A 21,264-nucleotide genomic window follows, 5' to 3' on the forward strand; every position below is an offset into this window, starting at 1 on the left:
AACCCGTTGTGGGCTCTGCAAACGTGACGATTCTTTCATGCCGGCCTGGACGGACCTCGTGAAGCTTTCTTTAGAAAAGTGCCTGGAAAATGAAATTTCCTTGCCGCCGTTTTTTGTCATATTCACGTCATTTCATTCATTTGCAGAATGAAGTCCAGAGGATTCTTCGTTTGCACGCCCGCCCACAGCCCAACAAAATCCAGGCATAGGCCGCGCCCATCTCCATCGCCATCAGGAATTTTTCTATGCACGCCACCGCACATGTCAGCCCCGACGAGATCCGCAAGGGCTTTTCCAAGGCCATGTCCGACATGTACCGAGATGAAGTTCCCCTGTATGGCGCACTCATGGAGCTGGTCGCCGAGACCAACACCCGCGTACTCGACACCGAACCGGGCCTGGCGCAACAGCTGCAACGCACCGGCGAGATCCAGCGCCTGGACATGGAACGCCATGGCGCCATCCGCCTGGGCACCGCGGCGGAACTGGCGACCATCAGCCGCCTGTTCGCGGTGATGGGCATGCAGCCGGTGGGCTACTACGACCTGACACCCGCCGGCGTACCGGTGCACTCCACCGCCTTCCGCGCCGTGCATGAAAGCGCGCTGCAAACCAGCCCGTTTCGCGTGTTCACCTCGCTGCTGCGCCTGGAGCTGATCGAAAACCCCGAGCTGCGTGCGTTTGCCGAAACCGCCCTGGCCAAGCGCTCGATCTTCACCCCCCGCGCCCTGGCGCTGATCGAGCAATCGGAGAAAGACGGCGGCCTCACTGCTTCGGATGCCGATGAGTTTGTGCGCCAGGCCCTGGAAACCTTCCGCTGGCACCACACTGCGACCGTCACCGGCGCGCAGTACCAGCAGCTCAGCGACCAGCACCGCCTGATCGCCGACGTGGTGGCTTTCAAGGGCCCGCACATCAACCACCTGACCCCGCGCACCCTGGACATCGACCAGGTCCAGGCCGCCATGCCCGGCAAGGGCATCACCCCCAAGGCCGTGATCGAAGGCCCACCCCGCCGCCACTGCCCGATCCTGTTGCGCCAGACCAGCTTCAAGGCCCTCGACGAACCCATCGCCTTCACCGATGCCCAGGGCAGCCACAGCGCGCGCTTCGGCGAAATCGAACAGCGTGGCGTGGCGCTGACGCCCAAAGGCCGCGCGTTGTACGACCAACTGCTGAATGCCGCGCGCGACGAACTGGGCGCCTTCCCCAACGAGGGCAACGCCGCGCGTTACATGCAATTGATGGAGCAGCACTTCCAGGCCTTCCCGGATAACCACGCGCACATGCGTGAACAGGGCCTCGCTTACTTCCGCTACTTCGCCACGGAAAAAGGCCTGGCAGCACGCGGCCAGGCCGATCAACCGCGCACGCTGGAGGCACTGGTCGCCGCCGGCCATGTGGATGTCGAACCGTTGGTGTATGAGGATTTCCTGCCGGTGAGTGCGGCGGGGATTTTCCAGTCGAACCTGGGGGACGCGGCGCAGAGTCACTACGCCGCCAATTCGAACCAAGCCGAATTCGAGAAGGCCCTGGGGCGCAAGACGATTGATGAATTGAAGCTGTATGGCGAGACGCAGCAGCGCTCGATGGATGAATGCACCCGCACGCTGCTGGGGTAAAAACCGACAGTGCCCACCCGGCTCACCGGCGCAATCCTTGCGCCGCAACAGTCCCTTGAGCGGGGTGGGCGAGCGGCATCATAGGTAGGCGGGACAGCGATGTCTTTCAGTCAATTCTGAAAAAATCTGCACAGCCGATGGCAGGTGTGGTTCTCTGCTTAACCCAGTCGCCCCACAATCTCGTCTTTGACCAACAGTCGTTTCTTCTTCAGCTTCTCCACATCCTCATCGCTGGCTTTGGCCGATTCCGCCTTAAGCACCTCCCCGTCGGCAGCGTCGTATTGAGTGAGCAGCGAGTCCAGGCGTTTGTCGCTCGCCCTGCGTTCGTGAACGTCTTCCTTGCTCAACCCCAAATCCTGATACAGGTCGTGTTTCACTGGCATGGCGTACCTCCGCAAGTTGATCAATGGCTTACACCCTTGAAGCTAGCCCATTCCGACGGGTCTTGTCATGTTTAGGCTCAATCCATCCCCGTTCGTCGCGACGCAGGCAATGGGATCAAACCTTTGCCACGTCCAGCCCTCCACTGTAGATCGCCACCCGAGGGAGAACGGTTTCATGACTCACGCTGCCACTGCTGTCGACACCCAATGCATCAACACCCTCCGCACCCTGGCCATGGACGCTGTGCAGAAGGCCAACTCCGGCCACCCCGGCACGCCCATGGGCCTGGCCCCGGTGGGCTATACGCTGTGGAGTCGCTTCCTGCGTTACCACCCCGAGCATCCCGACTGGCCCAACCGTGATCGCTTTGTGTTGTCGGTGGGGCATGCGTCGATGCTGCTGTATTCGCTGCTGCACCTGGCGGGTGTGGTCGAGATCGATGCCCATGGCAAACGCTCGGGGCAGCCGGCGATCAGCCTGGACGACATCAAGCAGTTCCGGCAGATGAGTTCCAAGACCCCGGGCCATCCCGAGTACCGCATGACCACCGGCGTGGAAACCACCACCGGGCCGCTGGGCCAAGGCTGCGCCAACAGCGTCGGCATGGCCATGGCCGAGCGTTGGCTGGGCAAGCGTTTCAACCGCGATAACCAGGTGCTGTTCGACTACAACGTCTACACCCTGTGCGGTGACGGCGACATGATGGAGGGCATCAGCAGCGAAGCCGCGTCGATGGCCGGGCACTTGAAGCTCGATAACCTGTGCTGGATCTACGACAACAACACCATCAGCATCGAGGGCCACACCGAGCTGGCCTTCAGCGAAGACGTGATCAAGCGCTTCCAGGCCTATGGCTGGCACACCTTGCACGTGACCGACGCGAATGACTTACAGGCCTTGAGCGAGGCGCTGCAAACCTTCCAGCGCACTACCGGCGCGCCCACCCTGATCGTGGTCGACAGCGTGATCGGCTATGGCTCGCCGCACAAACACAACACCGCCGCCGCCCATGGCGAGCCATTGGGCGATGAAGAAATCCGCCTGACCAAGGCCGCGTATGGCTGGCCCGAAGACTCCAGTTTCCTGGTGCCGGACGAAGCCCGCAACGTGTTGCGTGATGCGCTGCTGGAGCGCAGCCGGCCGCTCTATGAAGCATGGAACCAGAGCTTGTCGCAGCTTGATCAAGCCGAGCCGGCATTGGCCGACGAGTTGCGCCGCATGCGCGCAGGCGAAATGCCGCAGCATTGGCAAGATGACCTGCCCAGCTTCGACAGCGACGCCAAGGGTGTGGCCAGCCGTGCCGCCGGTGGCGAAGTGCTGAATGCGTTTGCCCGGCACATCCCCTGGCTGCTCGGCGGCTCGGCGGACCTCTCGCCCTCGACCAAGACCAACCTCACCTTCGACGGTGCCGGGCGCTTCAGTGCCGACGACTACAGTGGGCGCAACCTGCACTTCGGCATTCGCGAACACGCCATGGGCGCGATTGCCAATGGCATGGCGCTGTCCTACCTGCGGCCGTACACCTCGACGTTCCTGGTGTTCAGCGACTACATGAAGCCGCCGATCCGCCTGGCCGCGATCATGGAGCTGCCGGTGGTGTTCGTGTTCACCCATGACTCGATTGGCGTGGGCGAAGATGGGCCGACCCACCAGCCCATCGAACACCTGACCCAACTGCGCGCCACGCCGGGGCTGCTGACCCTGCGCCCCGGCGACGCGAATGAAACCCTGGAACTGTGGAAGGTCGCGCTGGCGCAGACCCACAGGCCAAGTTGCGTGGTGCTCTCTCGCCAGCCACTGCCGACGTTGGATCGTACGAAGTATGCGGCGGCGTCGGGTGCGGCCAAGGGCGCGTATGTGCTGGCAGGGGCTGATGATCCTAAGGTGATTCTGTTGGCAACGGGCAGTGAAGTCAGCCTGGCGGTTGCAGCTTATGAGCAGTTGAAAAGCGAAGGGATTGCCGCGCAGGTGGTTTCAATGCCCAGCTGGGAACTGTTCGAAGACCAGGACCAAGCCTACCGCGACAGTGTGTTGCCGCCGGCAGTGAAGGCACGGGTGGTGGTGGAACAGGCCGGGCCACTGGGCTGGGACCGCTATGTCGGCCAGACCGGCGCCAAGGTGGTAATGAACAGCTTCGGCGCGTCAGCACCGCTGGCGAAGTTGCAGGAGAAGTTCGGGTTTACGGTTGAGAACGTGGTGGAGCAGGCCAAGGCACAGATCCAACTGACCCAACACTGAGCAACATGTGGGAGGGGCGGTGCGACGATTCAACTTGCTCCCGATGGCGGTCGGTCAGCCACAAATGCATCAACTGACACGCCCTCATCGGGGCATAGGCATCTACACAGCTTGAGCCGAGCCACCTGCGTAGCAGCTGTCGAGCCTTGGCGAGGCTGCGTGAGGCCCTCACAAACACCCAGCATCACGATGAATCGCCGCGAGAACGTGGATGGTCAGTGATATCGGCGGTGCGCCCAACGCAGCCTCGCTTGCGCTCGGCAGCTGCTACGGGAGCGTGAGATGGCGCGTAGCAGCTGTCGAGCCCTGGCGAGGCTGCGTGAGGCCCTCATAAACACCCAGCATCACGATGAATCGCCGCGAGAACGTGGATGGTCAGTGATATCGGCGATGTGCCCAACGCAGCCTCGCTTGCGCTCGGCAGCTGCTACGGGAGCGTGAGATGGCGCGTAGCAGCTGTCGAGCCCTGGCGAGGCTGCGTGAGGCCCTCACAAACACCCAGCATCACGATGAATCGCCGCGAGAACGTGGATGGTCAGTGATGTCGGCGGTGCGCCCAACGCAGCCTCGCTTGCGCTCGGCAGCTGCTACGGGAGCGTGAGATGGCGCGTAGCAGCCGTCGAGCCCTGGCGAGGCTGCGTGAGGTCCTCACAAACACCCAGCATCACGATGAATCGCCGCGAGAATGTGGATGGTCAGTGATGTCGGCGGTGCGCCCAACGCAGCCTTGCTTGCGCTCGGCAGCTGCTACGGGAGCGTGAGATGGCGCGTAGCAGCTGTCGAGCCCTGGCGAGGCTGCGTGAGGTCCTCACAAACACCCAGCATCACGATGAATCGCCGCGAGAACGTGGATGGTCAGTGATGTCAGCGATGTGCCCAACGCAGCCTCGCTTGCGCTCGGCAGCTGCTACGGGAGCGTGAGATGGCGCGTAGCAGCTGTCGAGCCTTGGCGAGGCTGCGTGAGGCCCTCACAAACACCCAGCATCACGATGAATCGCCGCGAGAACGTGGATGGTCAGTGATGTCGGCGGTGCGCCCAACGCAGCCTTGCTTGCGCTCGGCAGCTGCTACGGATTTGCGCGGTGTTGGATAAGACGGTATCTACGGGATACATGGGCTTTTAAAGCCACCAGACATCCCACAGCGGGTAGTCGTGAACACGCCTGACCAGCCCTGCACGAATGGGGTTACACACCACGTAACGTGCAAAGTCTTTCAAGTCCGCTTCGCGCCGAACACCACGGTCATGATAGCCCTTTTGCCATAACCGCCCCTTACGACCTAGAGCACCGTTAACCGTTAGGCTGCTGCGCGATTTAATTCGACACATCAGTTCCGCCAACGTCCGCTCATGGAGTTGAACCAGCCAATGCATATGGTCTGGCATGACCACAAAGGCCAGAGAGTTAACCCAATCATCCTCGTGGGCTTCTCGAAACTGCTTCACAACCAGGCGCCCGAGCCGCCAATCGTCGAAGATTGGTTCACGCCGGTTCACTACGGCGGTCAGTAAGTAAACGCCCCCTGCTTGTGACGCTCTACCGATTCGCAAACGGCCTGATTTGTTCGATGTGAGCATTCCTTGCCCCCGTTCTATTGAAAGGAGGCAAGGACGCTACAGAAAAAAACAGCTAAACAGCGAACCCAAAAAGCGACGAGATATTACCCGTCAGCGGCCCATACGAATGGTGTTCCACACCCGTGTGCGAATCCGGTCGATATTCAGCGGCATCGCTTCCAGCGCGAATAACTTGCCCATCATTTCATCGCTGGGGTAGATCTTGGTGTCGGCCTTGATCTCAGGGTCTACCAGACTATCCGCTGCACTGTTGCCGTTGGCGTAGTGCACGGAGTTGGTGATGTCCGCCATCACCTGGGGCTCCAGCAGGTAGTTCATGAACGCGTAGCCGGCCTTTTCATCGGGGGCATCGGCGGGCATGGCCACCATGTCGAACCAGATTGCGGCGCCTTCCTTGGGAATCTGATAGCCGATCTTCACGCCATTCTTGGCTTCCTTGGCGCGGCTTTCGGCTTGCAGTACGTCGCCGGAGAAGCCGACCGCCACGCAGATGTCGCCATTGGCCAGGTCGCCGGTGTATTTCGAGGAGTGGAAGTACGCCACATAGGGCCGCACTTTCATCAGCAGCGCCTCGGCTTTTTTGTAGTCTTCAGGTTTTTTACTGTGGGGTGGCAGCCCCAGGTAATTAAGGGCGATAGGCAGCAGTTCCGGGCCGTTATCGAGGATGGCTACCCCGCATTTGCTGAGCTTTTCCATGTACTCGGGCTTGAAGATCAAGTCCCAGGAGTCCACCGGTGCGTTATCGCCCAGCACCGCCTTGACCTTGTCGATGTTGTAGCCGATACCGGTACTGCCCCACAGGTACGGGAAGCCATGGGCATTGCCCGGGTCGTTGTTTTCCAGGGCCTTGAGCAGCACGGGGTTGAGGTTTTTCCAGTTGGGCAACTGGCTCTTGTCGAGCTTCTTCAAGGCGCCGCCCTGGATCTGCCGCGCCATGAAGTGATTGGACGGGAACACCACGTCATAGCCGGAGTTACCGGTCATCAGCTTGCCATCGAGGGTTTCATTGCTGTCATACACGTCGTAGCTGAAGCCGATACCGGTCTGCTTCTGGAAATTCTTCGTGGTGTCCGGCGCGATGTAGCTGGACCAGTTGTAGATCTTCACCGTCTCGGCGGCCTGGCTGATAGAGGCCACCAACATCAAGGGCAACAGGGCAATGGCTTTCATGGTTCGATTTCCTGGCGATTTTAGGGCTGTTTTTATGGCAGGCGGTCAAGGATCAAAGCGTTACAAAATCAGTACGTAGGTCTTGCGCACGGTTGCCTGGATGTCCCAGATGCCGGTGCTGTTGGCCGGCAACATCAGTGCATCGCCGGCTTGTATGTGAGCGATTTCACCGTTGTCAGGGGTGAAGGTGCAGCGCCCCTGGATAAAGTGGCAAAACTCCTGGGATTTGATCTGCCGACGCCAGCGGCCCGGGGTGCATTCCCAGATACCGGTCTCGACGCCGTCGCTGCGTTCAACGCTAAGGGTCGAGGCCACGGCGATCGGCTCGCCCAGGGGCACGGCCACCGGTGACGAGTCCGGCAAGTGGGCATTCAGCGTGTCTTTGAATTGAGTGATGCTCATGGGGTTTTCCCGTGTAGGTGAAACGACTTAGTGCATGAAACCTTCCATGAACCCGGCCACACCGGTCGCCAGTTTGCGGCGCCAGGGGGCGGTGTTGGGGTTGGCCAGCACCTGGTCTTCATGGACAAAACTGCGAATGATCGCGTTGTAGCCGAGCCAGCGGCACGGCTCCGGCTCCCAGGCTTTGAGCGCGTCGAGGCCGCGCTCGCGGATCACCCAGGGCTGGTGGATGAGCGGCGTGTCGCGCCCGAGGATCAGGTCGGCCAAGGTGCGACCGCCCAGGTTGGTGGCACCGACGCCCTCCCCGCCGTAACCACCGGCCAGGGCGATGCCGGTCTTGTGATCGCAGAGCATGTGCGGCCGGAAACTGCGCGACATGCCGAGGTTGCCGCCCCAGGAATGGGTAATCCGCACCTTTTTCAGCTGCGGGAAAAGTTCGCCGAACAGGTAGCGACGTAACGCCACTTCGCTGTCAGTCAAATCGAAGTTATGGCGCAATTTGCCGGCGAACTGGTAACCGCCCCGGGCACCGAACACCAGGCGGTTATCCGCCGAGCGTTGGCCATAGGTGACCTGGCGGCTACTTTCGCCAAAGGCCTGGCCGTGGCTCAGGCCGATTTCATCCCAAGTACTGGCGGGTAGCGGTTCGGTCGCGACGATCAGGCTTTGCACGGGTAACTGGTACCGACCGAGGAGTGGCAAGGTATTGGCGTAACCCTCGACAGCCGGCACCACCCAGGCAGTACGCACGCTGGCCCTGGCGGTACGCAGGCTGCCGGATTGCCAGTGGGTGACCGGACTGTTTTCATAAATCGTCACGCCCATGTTTTCCACCACCCGCGCAAGGCCGCGCACCAGCTTGGCCGGGTTGATCGTGGCGACATGGGGTGCATGGATACCGCCATAGGGCTTTGCGATGCGGATCTGTTCAGCCAACTGTCGAGGGCTCAGCCAGCGGTAGTCGGCTTCGGTCAGGCCTTGGGCGTAGAGCTTGTCCAGGTAAGCACGCAGGCTGCCTTCTTGCTCGGGGTAGCGTGCGGCGCAGTACAGCGCGCCGCCCTTGCGGTAGTCGCAGTCAATGCCTTCACGGGCCAGCACCTGGGCCACTTCGTCGGGAATGCCATGCAGCAAGTCGAAGGAGGGCCGGCGCTGTTCAGGCGCAAGGCCGGCCAGCAGGCGGTCTTCGCCCAGCAGATTGCCCATCAGCCAGCCGCCGTTACGGCCCGAGGCGCCGAAGCCTGCGGTTTGCGCCTCGATAATCGCGATCTTCAGCTCGGGCGCCTGGCGTTTCAGGTAGTAGGCGGTCCACAGTCCGGTGTAGCCGGCGCCGGTAATGGCCACATCGACGTCCAGGTCATGCTCAAGGGCCGGCCGCGCCAACAGCGGGTCGTCCAGTTGGTCCATCCATAAACTGATAGTGCGCCATGCCGGCATGCCAAGCTCCCCAACCACGTTTCGATGGGGGGATCCTAGAACTCCGGGTTATTCGCTGTCTTGCGCGCGTGCACGCAGGGAAATTTGTTTGACGTAGGCCTTGGGCGATTGGCCGGTGTGCTGGCGGAAGGCGCTGTAGAACGCCGACAACGAATTGAAACCGGCGGCGAAGGCCAGGTCGTCGACCTTGATCGGTGGCTGTGCTTTATCCAGCGCGGCCAGCAGATGCTGGAGCCGAGCCTGGTTGACATAGCGGTAGAAACTTTGCCCCAGCACCTGGTTGAGCAGGTAGGAAATCTGATTGCGGCTGTAGCCACATTCCTTGGCGACGCGCTGCAGGTCCAGTTCCGGGTCCAGGTAAGGCTGCTTGCGCTCGAAGTACTGCTGCAAGTCATTGGCCATATGCCCCAATTGCTGGGGCGACAGGCCCAGGCGGCTGACGCTGGGACGCTGGGCTCGGGAGGGCTGTTCATGCACCAATGACGCGTACTCATTGACGCGCCAGATCAGACCATCGCGCACGGTGATGGCCTCGCTGGTACGAAATGACACCAGTCCCTGACCACCACGCAAGGTGATGCGGTACTGGATGAACGCGGTATCGCCATCGGCGCGAATGCGGTCGGTGTGCTCAATCGCCTCGTCAGCTTCGCGGGGCATGCTGGCTTGCAGGTATGCGCGCAGTTCGGCGTAACCGACTACACGGTTCTGGAGAAAGTCGTGGTACTGGATGTCCGGGTGGTAGTAGGACATCACCCCATCCAAGTCGCGATGGCGCCAACACAGATGGTGGCGCAACACCAGGTCGCCCGTGGCGTGGGTGTGCTGGCAATCATCGTCGGGGGCAATGTCGGGCATGGAGGACTCTGCGGCGAATAAACCGTGGAGATTGCCGAAGTTCAGCGGGGTCTTCAATGCACAATTGCAGCGCCTGACTGATGGCCTTTTGCCCTGCATTGGTAAGTCATGACCTACATCAATCTTTAGGAAAACAACCGCCGAACGGGGCGAAAAAAGTCACCTTGCACTTACGAACGAATGCTATTTTTAAGCTCTTCGACGCCACGACCAGTGACGGTCATGGCCCCCCTGCCGCGAGCTAAAGGAAGCGCTCAATGAACAAGGTGGGCAACATGAACAAAGTGACGTTCCCCAACGCCTGCCAGCTGATGCGCTGGCATTTTCATCCGATGGGCTTCGAGGCGAGCATGGACGCGCCCGGCAGTATGATCGCCCGCCTGTTCGACCGCGCCAGCGGCGAGACGCTGATTGCCATTGCCGGCATCCCCTGCGCCACGGTGATGAATGCCGCCGATGTGGAGCGGATTATCGAGGCGGTGGAGGATGAATTGGAGTCGTTTGTGCCGCCGTTGTCGCTGAGGGCCTGATCCCGGCCCAGCCAACAAAAAGAAGCTCAACTGTGGGAGGGGGCTTGCTCCCGATAGTAGGGTGTCAGTCACCACCTACAGTGACTGAACCAGCGCTATCGGGAGCAAGCCCCCTCCCACATTGGAATCGCATTTGTCCCCTACTAATGGCGCTGATCGTCGAAAAACGCTTTCTTGCCGTCAACCCGCTCCGAGGCCTTGGGCACATTCACTGCCTGGCCTTCGGGCTTCTCCACGTACCAGTAGCAATGGCTCACGGCCCGGGTAATCCCGACGTAGGCCAGGCGCAGCACTTCGTCCTTTTGCGCAGTGTCATAGGGCTCGCTGTCCCCGTCCTTGCCCAAGCCCGCCATGCGGTACACCTGGTTCTTGTAGGGCGAACTGGTCAGATGCTGGCAATCACCGAGCAGGAACACCGCATCCGCCTGCAGGCCCTTGGCGCTGTGGTACGTCAGCTGCTTCAACCTGCGCGCCGCCGCAGGCAAGCTAGAATCAACATTAACAATCGACTGAATATTCTCTTGAATCAGTATCTTATCGCTACTTTTTCGATACAGCATTAACACTGAATCGCCCCTTTGATAATGCTCCAGCAGCTGCCGACCCAGCGCTGCATCGTCGCGCTCCACTACTGTGACCGGCACCAACGCTTTTGGCGTGCCGCTGGCCTTGGCCTTTTTCCCGGGGATGGCCGGCGCGGCGCGCACAATATGTTCGGCGGCGTCGATGATGTGCTGATGGCTGCGGTAGTTCTCGCTGAGCATCACGCGGGTCGTGCTCGGCGATGGGAATTCCTGGTTGAATTCCATGAAGTACTTGGGCGAACTGCCGCGCCAGCCGTAGATCGACTGCCAGTCATCGCCCACGCACAGCAAGGACGATCGTTGCGCGCCACGGCCCACATGCATCGCCGGGCCACGGCTGCGGATTTCCCGCAGGCTGGCGCGTATCCACGAGACGATCTGTGGCGATACGTCCTGGAATTCGTCGATCATCAGGTGCGACATCGGCCGCAGCAGCGGATCGCTGAGCAGCTTGAGGTTTTCCGGGGTGTTTTCGCCAAACAGCGAGAACATGCGGTTATAGGTCATGATCGGCGGCGACTGGTCGAGAAGATGGTCTTCCAGGGCTTTCCAGAAAATGCTCAGGGCTTCAAAGAAGTACCGGTCCGGATCGTCCTTGGCGAAGCTCATCTGGCCGACGGCGGTGGGTACGTCCAGCCCCAGGTTCTCGATAAAGCCGGCCGCCATCACGAAACTGTCCAGCAGCGGCGCCGACGCCAGCTCGCCCTTGACCTTGTAATCAAAGCCGGGACCCGCGCTCGCATCACCGGCGAGGCTGCTTAAAAGACGCTTTGACGAATCATAGCTATCAAGCCATATCAAAGGCTTACGACAGAAAGCTTGAAACAATGTGCGCTTTACCGCCCACTCTGCGCGTACCGACAGCTTCGAGTTAGGCCGACTGATCTGGGCGTTTTCCCTGGAGTCAAAGCCCAGCACCACCCACGCATCCAGCTCCGGGATGTAGCCATGGCAGTGAAACTGCGCGCCATTGATTTCGAAGCGCTGGCGACTGGGCTCAATCCCCTTGATCGGCCAGGCGCCGGCACGAAACCACAGGTCTTCGATCACATCGCAGAGCTCTTCATCGCGCTTGGCCGCCAGTTCGGTTACCGCCATGCGTTTTTGTACATCCGGATGATCGCGCTCCAGCTCCCGCAGTTGCAGGCCTTGGCGCGCCAGCGGTGCAATCAGCTCACGAAACCGCGCGTGCTGGCCATGCAAACGGTGATAGCAGGCATTCATCTGCTGGCGCTGGGCGTCGCTGATGCGCAGGTCGAACGGGTTGCTGTCAGCGTCTTCGAAACCGGCACTGAGGTTTTCGAACGCCTGCAGGCGTTCGAAACCCGGCAGGCTGCGGACCATCGGCAGAATGCGCGAGTGAAAGGTGCGCACCACCGCCTGGGCTTCTTTCATGCCAAGGGGTTGGCCCCACAGGTTGAGAATTTCCATCAGCTTGTTGATGAAGTCTTTGCGCGACTCGCGGGTGAAGGTCACCACGGTCATCGAGCTCAATTCGAAGCCCAGGTAATGGGTGAGCAGCAAAATGCGCAATACCAGCGAGGTGGATTTACCCGCACCGGCACCGGCGATCACCGAGGTTGACGGCGTGTCGCTGAAGATCATCTTCCATTGCGCCGCACTTGGCTGGGCATGGGCCGGTAGCAACCGAGCCACGTCAGCCTTGATGCGTTTCTTCACGTCGGCGCTCAAGGGCAGCCGCCAATCATCGAACAGGCTGTCATCGACGCCGGGCGCGCGGTGCTCATCGGGACGGAAGTCGCGGATCAACAGGACTTGCCGGCCTTCCTCAATGCCATCGGCCTTGCCCTCGCGATAGCCATACTCCACGCCGGCCTCGTGACCACTGCGAAAACCATCGGCCTGCCCATGCAACCAGGAAAACCGGTGCTGCGCGCGCAAACGCGTCAGGCCATGGCCAAACAGGCGCGCGGCGAGGCGCTTGAGCAGAGGCATTTCCGCCAAGGGGCGCAGTTCGGGGGGCAGATCAGGCTTGTGTTGCGACACGCGGACTCCTGCGATGAGCTGGGTTTTGACAAGTGCGCCATGGTCGCCGGAATCGGCGCTCAGTTCCAGCCAATTGCTTTACGGTCATGCAGTTAGGCGATGAAGTGAAAGTCAAAACGCCAGTAACCAATCTAATCCTTCGATAGAATTCAGGCATTTTTTTCGCTTTTTATCGATCATGAGCTCCCGGATCATTGGCGCCATCAACAGGAGACGATCATGTTAGAACTTCGACCTTTCAACGCCCTGGGCGGCGCCCACCATGGCTGGCTTGACGCCCATCACCACTTTTCATTTGCCGAATACCACGACCCCAAGCGCATGCACTGGGGCAACCTGCGGGTGTGGAACGACGACATCATTGCCCCCGGCACCGGCTTCCCGCAGCACCCCCATCGCGACATGGAGATCATCACCTACGTGCGTGAAGGCGCGATCAGCCACGCCGACAACCTGGGCAACAAGGGCCGCACCGAGGCTGGGGATGTGCAGGTGATGAGCGCAGGCACCGGGATCGCCCACAGCGAGTACAACCTGGAAGCCACGCCCACCAAGATCTTCCAGATCTGGATCATCCCGAACGAGGCAGGCCTGCCACCCTCCTGGGGCGCCAAGCCGTTTCCGAAGGGTAATCGCGAAGGGTTTGTAACCCTGGCCAGTGGCAAGGCTGGAGATAACGTGAGCTTGCGCATTCGTGCGGATGCGCGCCTGGTAGCAGCGAACCTGAAAGCCGGGGAAAGCGCGCAATACCGCTTGGACAGCGGGCGTCGTGCTTACCTGGTGCCGGCTACCGGAGTGATTGAAGTCAACGGCTTGCGTGCGCAAGCTCGAGATGGTGTGGCGGTGGAGGATGAGTCGGTGTTACGGGTGACGGCCATCGAAGACAGCGAGATCGTGCTGGTCGACCTGGCCTGAGCCAGCGCTTTGGCCCAATAAAATGTGGGAGTGGCCTGCCCCTCCCACATGGGTTTTGCGGTGTTATTCCGAGATGGCGCCGTCTACCAGCACCTGCGCTTCTTCCACCAGCTGCTTGAGGTGGTCCTCGCCAATGAAACTCTCGGCGTAGATCTTGTAGATGTCCTCGGTGCCCGATGGCCGCGCGGCGAACCAGCCGTTTTCGGTCATGACTTTCAAGCCGCCAATCGCCTGGTTGTTGCCCGGCGCATGGCTGAGGATCTGCTGGATGCTCTCCCCGGCCAGTTCGGTGGACGTCACCTGCTGCGGCGACAGCTTGCCCAGCAGGGCCTTCTGCGCCGGCGTGGCCTTGGCGTCGACACGAATGGCGAATGGCTCGCCGAGGGCATCGGTAAGGCCACGGTAGATCTGGCTCGGGTCCTGGCCTTTGCGCGAGGTCATTTCCGCGGCCAGCAATGCCGGGATCAGGCCGTCCTTGTCAGTGCTCCACACCGTGCCGTCCTTACGCAGGAACGATGCACCCGCGCTTTCTTCCCCGCCAAAGCCCAATGAGCCGTCAAACAGGCCGTCGGCGAACCACTTGAAGCCCACCGGCACTTCGTAGAGGCGACGGCCAATGCGCGCGGCCACGCGATCGATCAGGCCGCTGCTGACCACGGTCTTGCCTACGGCCGCGTCGGCGCGCCACTCGGGACGGTTCTGGAACAGGTAGTCGATGGAGACCGCCAGGTAGTTGTTCGGCGCCAACAGGCCGCCGGACGGGGTCACGATGCCATGACGGTCGTGGTCCGGATCGCAGGCGAAGGCCACGTCGAAGCGCTCCTTGAGACCGATCAGGCCTTGCATGGCGTAGCTGGAGGATGGGTCCATGCGGATCTGCCCGTCCCAGTCGACGCTCATGAAGCGGAACGTGGCATCGACTTCGGTGTTCACTACGTCCAGGTTCAGGCGGTAGTGCTCGGCAATCGCCGACCAGTAGCGCACCCCTGCTCCGCCCAGCGGGTCCACGCCCAGGCGCAGGTTGGCGCTGCGGATGGCGTCCATGTCGATCACGTTGATCAGGTCGGCCACGTAGCTGTTGAGGTAATCATGGCGATGGGTGGTGTCGGCCTTGAGCGCCTGGGCATGGGTGATGCGCTTGACCCCGGCCAGTTTATTGGCCAGCAGCTCGTTGGCCTTGGCTTCGATCCACTTGGTGACGTGGGTATCGGCCGGGCCACCGTTAGGCGGGTTGTACTTGTAGCCACCACTTTGCGGCGGGTTATGGGACGGCGTGATAACAATGCCGTCAGCCAGGCCGCTGGTACGGCCACGGTTGTAGCAGATGATGGCGTGGGAAATCGCCGGGGTCGGCGTGTATTCATCGCCTTCGGCCAGCATCACGTGCACACCATTGGCGGCCAGCACTTCCAGCGCGCTGGCGCCGGCCGGGGTCGACAACGCGTGGGTATCCAGGCCAACAAACAACGGGCCGTTGATGCCTTGGGCTTCGCGATACAGGCAGATGGCTTGGCTAATGGCAAGCACATGCCATTCGTTGAAGCTCAGTTCGAACGAGCTGCCACGGTGCCCGGAGGTACCAAAGGCTACGCGCTGGGTGGAGATCGCTGCATCAGGCTGGCCGGTGTAATAGGCCGTGACCAGTCGCGGGATGTCCACCAGCAACTGGGCCGGCGCCGGCTTGCCCGCAAAAGGACTGATTGTCATGCATAAACCTCGGATAGAAGGATTCGGAAAAATGGCAGTTTACTGAGAGTTTGACTACTGCGCGACGGTATCGATCCTACATCGTTAAGAGAAACTTCAACCAGTCTGCGCCTGGCGCAATGCCTCGCTCAATGCCGCCAGGGCAATATCAAGATTGGGTTGCCCGTGAAAGGTGTGACTCAGGCGCAGGTTCTGCTGGTGCAAGCCACTGACACTGAACAGCTCGCCAGGCGCGATCACCACCTGCCGTGCCAGCAGGCGCTGAAATGCCTGGCGCATGTCCACCGCTCGGGTGGACGCCAGCCAGAACGTGGCACCGGCGGCCGGCATCCGATAGGTCACTTGGTCACCCAAGTGCTGCTCCAGGCGCCGGCTCATCTGCGCGGCCTGCTCGCCCAAGCGCTGGCGCAACGTGCGCAGGTGCTGATCAATCCGCCCGCTTTGGTACAGGCGGGCAATCGCGCGCTGGCGGATTGACGATAAGCGGAATGAGCGCAGCAGGAACTGGCGCTGCAACTCATTGCTCATGCGCCGGCACAGCAGATACCCGTAGGGAGCTTCCGAGCCGAGCACTTTCTCGAACGAAGAAAACACGATCAGCCGCTCAGGGTTCACCAGTTCGCGCAATGCCGTGTGGGGGGCTGCGAAACCCAGCTCACCAAAGGTGTCGTTTTCAAGCAACCAGCAACCGTACTGACCCAGCAGATTTGCCACGTCAAGACGCTCGTCGATTGACATGGCCACCCCGCAGGGCAGGCTGACGGAAGACGAGAGCAACACCAGATGCACCGATTCATCGCGCAACAGCCTACCCAGCGCCGTCCTGTCCAGGCCGCCCTCCGGCGTCCAGGGCAGCTCGATGACACGCACCCCGGCGTCCTGCAACAGGCGCAGGATCAGCCAGTCGCAAGGCGATTCCACAATCACAGTGGTGCCCCGCAGGCCCAGCACCTCGATCAGAATGTCCAGCACGCCACGCAGGTCGGCACCGATATACACGTCATCGGCGTGCCAGCAGCGCGTAGGCGACGAGGTATAGCGTGCGGCCAGCGCTGCGCGTAACTCCCACACGCCGCAAGGCTGGGACCAGGGCTGCAGATTTGGCGGGTATTGGCGCACCAGCTCCCGCTCCAGTCGCAGCAGTGTTTCATCCAGGGAACCCAGCAATGCCGGCTCGTCACCACTGAGTACCACCATGCCGGGACGCCGGGCTGCCGCGTAGAGACGGTCAAGCAGATCACCACCCGCCCATACTAGGGAGTTCGCCGACATCGGCCAGGCGTAATAACCGGATTTGGCCACCGAATAGACCCTGCCCTCCTTCTCCAGCAGCGCATAGGCGTACTGGATCGTCGAGATCGACACGTTCAGGCGCTCGGCCAATTGCCGCAACGACGGCAGTTTTACCCGGGTGTCGGTACTGACCTCGTTGATCAGACTGATCATGTAGCGATAGACCGCCTGATACGCAAAATCCGCCTGACGCTCGCCGCGCAGCGTCATCGCCCGAACAATGGCACGGCCTGCGCGGCGCCCTGGGCCGCACCGACGCAAGACGTGCCGTTCTCGCCGGCCAGCGGCCGTTTGCGATACAGGTGTTGCAACAAGGGCATCGGTAAGCCGCTGGTGTCCGTTACCCATTGCTGCAGCATTTCGGCGGAGCCGTTGCCCTGGAGGACCTTGTGCAACTCAGGAAGTGCCACCAGCATGCCCGGATGACAGTGGCGCAAATAACCCTCGAGTCGCTCTCCGTGATGCAGAAACGGCGAGAACAGCAGGCAGGTCAGTTGGGTCTCATCCAGGCCGAAGAACTGCTGGGCGTAAGTACTCCACAGCATGCGCCCTTCGCGGGTCCCGGCCTGCATGAGCAAGTCGTCGGGCATGCGCAGGCGTCGCATGTACGCATTTGCCTGCTTAATAAAGCTTTCGACCCCTTCTTCATAATCCAGCCCGCGCAGGCATTCGGCCTGCAGCCCGCGCAGGTGAGCCATCAGCAATGGATTGGAATAGGCCGGATGGCTGAAGTAAAAACCCAGTGGATCGGGAATATAGGCCATGAACTCGGTCAGCAAGGATGTCGACGCGATGTCGACATCTTCCAGCAGGTCGGCGATGCCGATGTAGGCCAAGTGACGATGCCCCACCGTGCTGGGGTTGTCGCTGTCCATGTAATGCTCACCGAACACATCACGGTAATAACCGGTGCTCCACTCGTCCATGCGCGCGAACAACGCGTTGAGCGACAGCGGATGCCCCTTGGGAACACGGATGCCTGCGCCCTGCGCGGTTTTCTTGAGCCAGGCAAGAAACTGACTTTGCTTGCGCGGGGAGTCGCCACTGACCAGCGCGTGGACGCCGCCGTTGCAGGTGGTGACACGCTGGTAAAAATCACCGACGGCCAGGTAAGTGTCGTTGCACAGTGTGGCCCGACAGTCCCCGGCGCTCAGATGGCCCACCATCAACATATTGCGCTGGCTGATCTTTCGCCCGCTCGCTGAGGCTGGACGCTGGTGATTGAAGGGCTGTACTTCCTGGTTTTCCACCATCAACAACTCGACGCGCGGGTCATCGTGGAGAAACAGCCGGCCGTAGCCGCGATTGAGGGTATCGAGCTGCCCTTCGGTCATGCCCGCATGCCGTAGCGTCGCGACCCTCAGTTGAAAGGTGCGCGGCGCACGACCAGCAATGGTCAGTTGAGCAGCTCGGAGCAACGCCAGGGTATAGCTGCTGACTTCACCACCACCGTGGGCCACCAGAACCTTGAAATCCCCCACCTGCTCCATTCCCCCCGCCGCGACGATGATTCGCTGGACCAATAACTGGAGCGCTGTACGTCCGGAGCGAGTGAAGTGCCCGATCAAACGTTGCAGAACTTGCTGGTAAACATGATTCATAGCCTGTTCGTGAATAGTGCTCATAGTTCTACTACCCGAGTTGAAATATCAGTTTCAAGCAACTGCTGAGAGTGTTTGCTTGACCTATTTTGCGTGTAGGAAAATCGCGCACCGTACTGTGCGTCGATGATTAAACACTAGCACCGCGCAATAAAACGATGTGGGTTGCCCGTGGAGCATCACTCACCTGCACAAGCGCATAACCCAATGAAATAGATGGAAAATTCATTTTTAGCGCTAGACTTAGGACTCTTCCGACAAGCTCCTACGCTTTTTTAACCAGACTTTTAAAGAAGTGTCCGACAATAGACTCAAACAACTTTTCCATTTGCATGGCAGGTACGCTTTATGACCGCGCCCACCTTCCCGAGTCCGCATGTGTGTCGTATCGATAGTTCGAAAAACTATCTGCAGCCGTGCCAGAGATTCAATCATTGCTCAATCCTTGAGATGAAAGTGAAGGCGCAATTATCAGTGCTGGAATAATGATTAATAGATACAGAAGCGAGCCGAAAACCAGCTCAGATGGGCGACCGATGTCGCATAAATGGTGCACATACAACGACGCCGCACTGGGAATCAGGGCGGCGTGAGGGAGGAAGGGCCGGATTTGCGGGCTAAAGTGCCAGGGCGGCACCTTCTGGGGCGGGCGGGTTAAGCCCTGTAAAATGGCGCATTTGCCCCATGCGCTCAGGCGTCGGAGTACTCATTTACGAATACTCCTACAGCTCAAACAGCCGCAACCTGCAACGCAACCCGCTCGCGGCACGGGCATTCGTCCATATAACGGTGCGCTTCGACAAACTGATTGAACGGAAACACCGTGGTTTTCAGAGGAACGAGCACACGATCTGCGGTCAGTTGGTTGATGTCGCGCAACGCGCGCTGCAAGGCTACCTGGTCCTGGATGATGCCCAGTTCCGGTTTGCCGGTGAAGTTACCGATGCAGTGCACAAAGAACTGAATGTTCTTCTGGAACGCCGCACACGCCGGGAACGGTGTCTGGTTACCGCCCTGCAAGCCATACAGCACCAGGCTGCCACGGGGCGCCAGCACATCACCGAGCAACGACATCTGCGGGCCGCCCAAGCCATCGAATACCACATCGACGCCGCGGTTCTCGGTGAACTTGTTGACTTGCATCAGCAGGTCCTGTTCCTCGGTGACGATGACCTTTTCTGCGCCCAGAGAGAGCAGGTACTCGCGCTCTGCGCTGTCCTTGGTGGCGGCAATCACCCGCACACCCAGGGCCTTGCCCAGTTGTACAAACGAAGGGCCGGCGCAGTGGCTGGCGTCGGTCACCAGGGCAAACTGCCCGGGCTTGACCCGTGCCAAGTCCACATACGCAAAGTAGGCAATCAGCAGCGGCGTGTAGTGCACGCTGGCTTCGATGGGGCTCAAGACGTCCGGGTAGCGGGTCAGGGCCGAACGGGGCAGGACGATCTGTTCGCCATACACCGGGTAATCATTGGGGCTCTCGGCCGGAAAACTGGCCACTTTATCGCCCACTGCCAAGTCATCCACGCCGTCGCCCAAGGCCACAACCACCCCGGCCATCTCATGGCCAAGGCCGGATGGAAGACGTGCGTGGGAAGACGCCAGGTTCTGGCGCCACAAAATGTCATACCAGCTGATGCCAATCGCCTCGACACGCACCTGCACTTCGCCCGGTGCGGGCTGCGCGGCTGCATGCTCTTCGCACTTGAGCACCTCGGCCGGACCAAACTTGTGAAAACGGATCGTGCGGGACATCGCAAACCTCGTCAAAGTAACCTCTATTGCCATGAACTCTATCTGGGCTTTACGGCTAAGACCACCGGTCGCCGTTAATAGTCGACATGTCTGTCATTGATTCCGCATCTGAGGAATAGACCTCAAGTATCGTAGGAAAACTCAATTAGCCGGTGCAGAGTACCAGCCTTTCCCCGTAAGATTCATACCGGTCACGCGTCTGAATGGACCTTCAGGGCTCTTATATGGCCGCTCTCGTCAAGTAAAGCTGACTCTTCCAGGACACAAGATGAACCGTAACGACCTGCGTCGTGTCGACCTTAACCTCTTGATCGTATTCGAAACCTTGATGCATGAGCGCAGTGTGACCCGCGCGGCCGAGAAATTATTCCTTGGTCAGCCAGCCATCAGCGCAGCGTTGTCGCGCCTGCGCGGGCTGTTCGATGACCCGCTGTTCGTGCGCACCGGGCGCAGCATGGAGCCATCGGCCCGCGCCGTGGAAATATTCGCCCTGCTCTCCCCGGCCCTGGACTCGATTTCAACCGCTGTGAGCCGCGCCGCCGAGTTCGACCCGGCCACCAGCACGGCGGTGTTCCGTATCGGCCTGTCCGACGACGTCGAATTCGCCCTGCTGCCCCAACTGCTCAAACGCCTGCGCGCCGAAGCGCCCGGCATCGTACTGGTGGTACGCCGCGTCAATTACATCCTGATGCCCGGCCTGCTCGCCTCCGGCGAAATCTCCATCGGCGTCAGCTACACCGCCGACCTGCCGGCCAACGCCAAACGCAAAGTGCTGCGCCGCAGCCTGCCGAAACTGCTGCGCGCCGACAGTGTGCCGGGCTCCCTGAGCCTGGACGACTTCTGCGCCCGCCCCCACGCACTGGTGTCGTTCGCCGGCGACTTGAGCGGGTTCATCGATGAAGAGCTGGAGAAGCTCGACCGCAAGCGCCATGTGGTACTGGCAGTACCGCAGTTCAACGGGCTGGGGACATTGCTGGCAGGCACCGACATTGTCGCCATCGTGCCGGACTACGCGGCCGAAGCACTCACGGCCGCGGGAGGCTTGCGGGCAGAAGAACCACCATTGCCGGTGCGCACGTTCGAATTGCACATGGCGTGGCGTGGGTCGCAGGACAATGATCCGGGAGAGCGGTGGTTGAGGTCGCGGATTCAGATGTTTTTCGGGGATCCCGATAGTCTGTAACGGAG

At 60.7% G+C, this 21,264-nt stretch carries 16 protein-coding genes; 5 read left to right on the forward strand and 11 right to left on the reverse strand.

From position 1 onward, the window contains the following. The first annotated feature begins 245 nt into the window (after positions 1 to 245). Positions 246 to 1,622, forward strand: a complete 1,377-nt coding sequence (locus tag AB1462_RS07440; protein ID WP_259193130.1) for a VOC family protein — start codon at positions 246 to 248, stop codon at positions 1,620 to 1,622. A gap of 158 nt (positions 1,623 to 1,780) precedes the next feature. Here AB1462_RS07440 and AB1462_RS07445 read toward each other — a convergent pair whose 3' ends face one another. After that, on the reverse strand, positions 1,781 to 2,005 hold the full coding sequence (locus tag AB1462_RS07445; protein ID WP_090403311.1) for a DUF465 domain-containing protein: 225 nt from the start codon (positions 2,003 to 2,005) through the stop codon (positions 1,781 to 1,783). A gap of 175 nt (positions 2,006 to 2,180) precedes the next feature. Between AB1462_RS07445 and tkt the strand changes: the two genes are divergently transcribed. Further along, a complete protein-coding gene (gene tkt / locus AB1462_RS07450; protein ID WP_315338501.1) occupies positions 2,181 to 4,244 on the forward strand; it encodes a transketolase in 2,064 nt (687 codons plus the stop codon). Between the two features lie 1,120 nt (positions 4,245 to 5,364). Here the strand turns inward: tkt and AB1462_RS07455 are convergent. From AB1462_RS07455 to AB1462_RS07475, 5 genes are all read right to left on the reverse strand, one after another. Continuing rightward, the gene (locus AB1462_RS07455; RefSeq protein WP_367246475.1) at positions 5,365 to 5,823 is read right to left on the reverse strand and encodes a transposase; all 459 of its coding nucleotides are present in this window, start codon (positions 5,821 to 5,823) and stop codon (positions 5,365 to 5,367) included. A 90-nt stretch (positions 5,824 to 5,913) separates the two neighbouring features. Then, positions 5,914 to 6,993 carry a polyamine ABC transporter substrate-binding protein gene (locus AB1462_RS07460; protein ID WP_090404355.1) on the reverse strand — a complete coding sequence of 360 codons (1,080 nt, stop codon included), beginning with the start codon at positions 6,991 to 6,993 and terminating at the stop codon, positions 5,914 to 5,916. Between the two features lie 60 nt (positions 6,994 to 7,053). Next, complete coding sequence (locus AB1462_RS07465; RefSeq protein WP_367246476.1) at positions 7,054 to 7,395, reverse strand: cupin domain-containing protein; 342 nt, start codon at positions 7,393 to 7,395, stop codon at positions 7,054 to 7,056. Between the two features lie 27 nt (positions 7,396 to 7,422). Further along, the gene (locus AB1462_RS07470) at positions 7,423 to 8,829 is read right to left on the reverse strand and encodes an NAD(P)/FAD-dependent oxidoreductase (protein WP_367246477.1); all 1,407 of its coding nucleotides are present in this window, start codon (positions 8,827 to 8,829) and stop codon (positions 7,423 to 7,425) included. Between the two features lie 48 nt (positions 8,830 to 8,877). Beyond that, a complete protein-coding gene (locus tag AB1462_RS07475; RefSeq protein WP_367246479.1) occupies positions 8,878 to 9,687 on the reverse strand; it encodes a helix-turn-helix domain-containing protein in 810 nt (269 codons plus the stop codon). 257 nt (positions 9,688 to 9,944) lie between these two features. Between AB1462_RS07475 and AB1462_RS07480 the strand changes: the two genes are divergently transcribed. Further along, positions 9,945 to 10,217 carry a DUF1652 domain-containing protein gene (locus AB1462_RS07480; protein WP_003217129.1) on the forward strand — a complete coding sequence of 91 codons (273 nt, stop codon included), beginning with the start codon at positions 9,945 to 9,947 and terminating at the stop codon, positions 10,215 to 10,217. Between the two features lie 143 nt (positions 10,218 to 10,360). Here AB1462_RS07480 and AB1462_RS07485 read toward each other — a convergent pair whose 3' ends face one another. Next, positions 10,361 to 12,808 (reverse strand): UvrD-helicase domain-containing protein, encoded by a 2,448-nt coding sequence (locus AB1462_RS07485; RefSeq protein ID WP_367246481.1) that lies wholly within the window; start codon positions 12,806 to 12,808, stop codon positions 10,361 to 10,363. 219 nt (positions 12,809 to 13,027) lie between these two features. On the opposite strand from AB1462_RS07485, the gene AB1462_RS07490 reads away from it, so the two are divergent. Then, entirely contained in the window at positions 13,028 to 13,723 is a 696-nt protein-coding gene (locus AB1462_RS07490; protein ID WP_090404366.1) for a pirin family protein, read from the forward strand. 63 nt (positions 13,724 to 13,786) lie between these two features. On the opposite strand, the gene pgm is transcribed toward AB1462_RS07490, so the two are convergent. The 4 genes from pgm to AB1462_RS07510 all read right to left on the reverse strand — a co-directional run bounded on the left by pgm (position 13,787) and on the right by AB1462_RS07510 (position 20,076). Then, a complete protein-coding gene (pgm, locus tag AB1462_RS07495) occupies positions 13,787 to 15,430 on the reverse strand; it encodes a phosphoglucomutase (alpha-D-glucose-1,6-bisphosphate-dependent) (protein ID WP_090404369.1) in 1,644 nt (547 codons plus the stop codon). Between the two features lie 96 nt (positions 15,431 to 15,526). Next, positions 15,527 to 16,933 (reverse strand): PLP-dependent aminotransferase family protein, encoded by a 1,407-nt coding sequence (locus AB1462_RS07500; protein WP_367246484.1) that lies wholly within the window; start codon positions 16,931 to 16,933, stop codon positions 15,527 to 15,529. Beyond that, positions 16,930 to 18,348: a hypothetical protein gene (locus AB1462_RS07505; RefSeq protein ID WP_090404377.1), complete on the reverse strand. Its 1,419-nt coding sequence runs from the start codon at positions 18,346 to 18,348 to the stop codon at positions 16,930 to 16,932. The genes AB1462_RS07500 and AB1462_RS07505 overlap by 4 nt, the downstream gene beginning before the upstream one ends. Positions 18,349 to 19,053: 705 nt before the next feature. After that, a complete protein-coding gene (locus AB1462_RS07510) occupies positions 19,054 to 20,076 on the reverse strand; it encodes a zinc-dependent alcohol dehydrogenase family protein (protein WP_259194039.1) in 1,023 nt (340 codons plus the stop codon). A gap of 268 nt (positions 20,077 to 20,344) precedes the next feature. On the opposite strand from AB1462_RS07510, the gene AB1462_RS07515 reads away from it, so the two are divergent. After that, on the forward strand, positions 20,345 to 21,259 hold the full coding sequence (locus tag AB1462_RS07515; protein WP_090404385.1) for a LysR substrate-binding domain-containing protein: 915 nt from the start codon (positions 20,345 to 20,347) through the stop codon (positions 21,257 to 21,259). Positions 21,260 to 21,264: the final 5 nt, after the last annotated feature.

The organism is Pseudomonas sp. SB113, assembly GCF_040754745.1.
Taxonomy (GTDB): domain Bacteria; phylum Pseudomonadota; class Gammaproteobacteria; order Pseudomonadales; family Pseudomonadaceae; genus Aquipseudomonas; species Aquipseudomonas grimontii.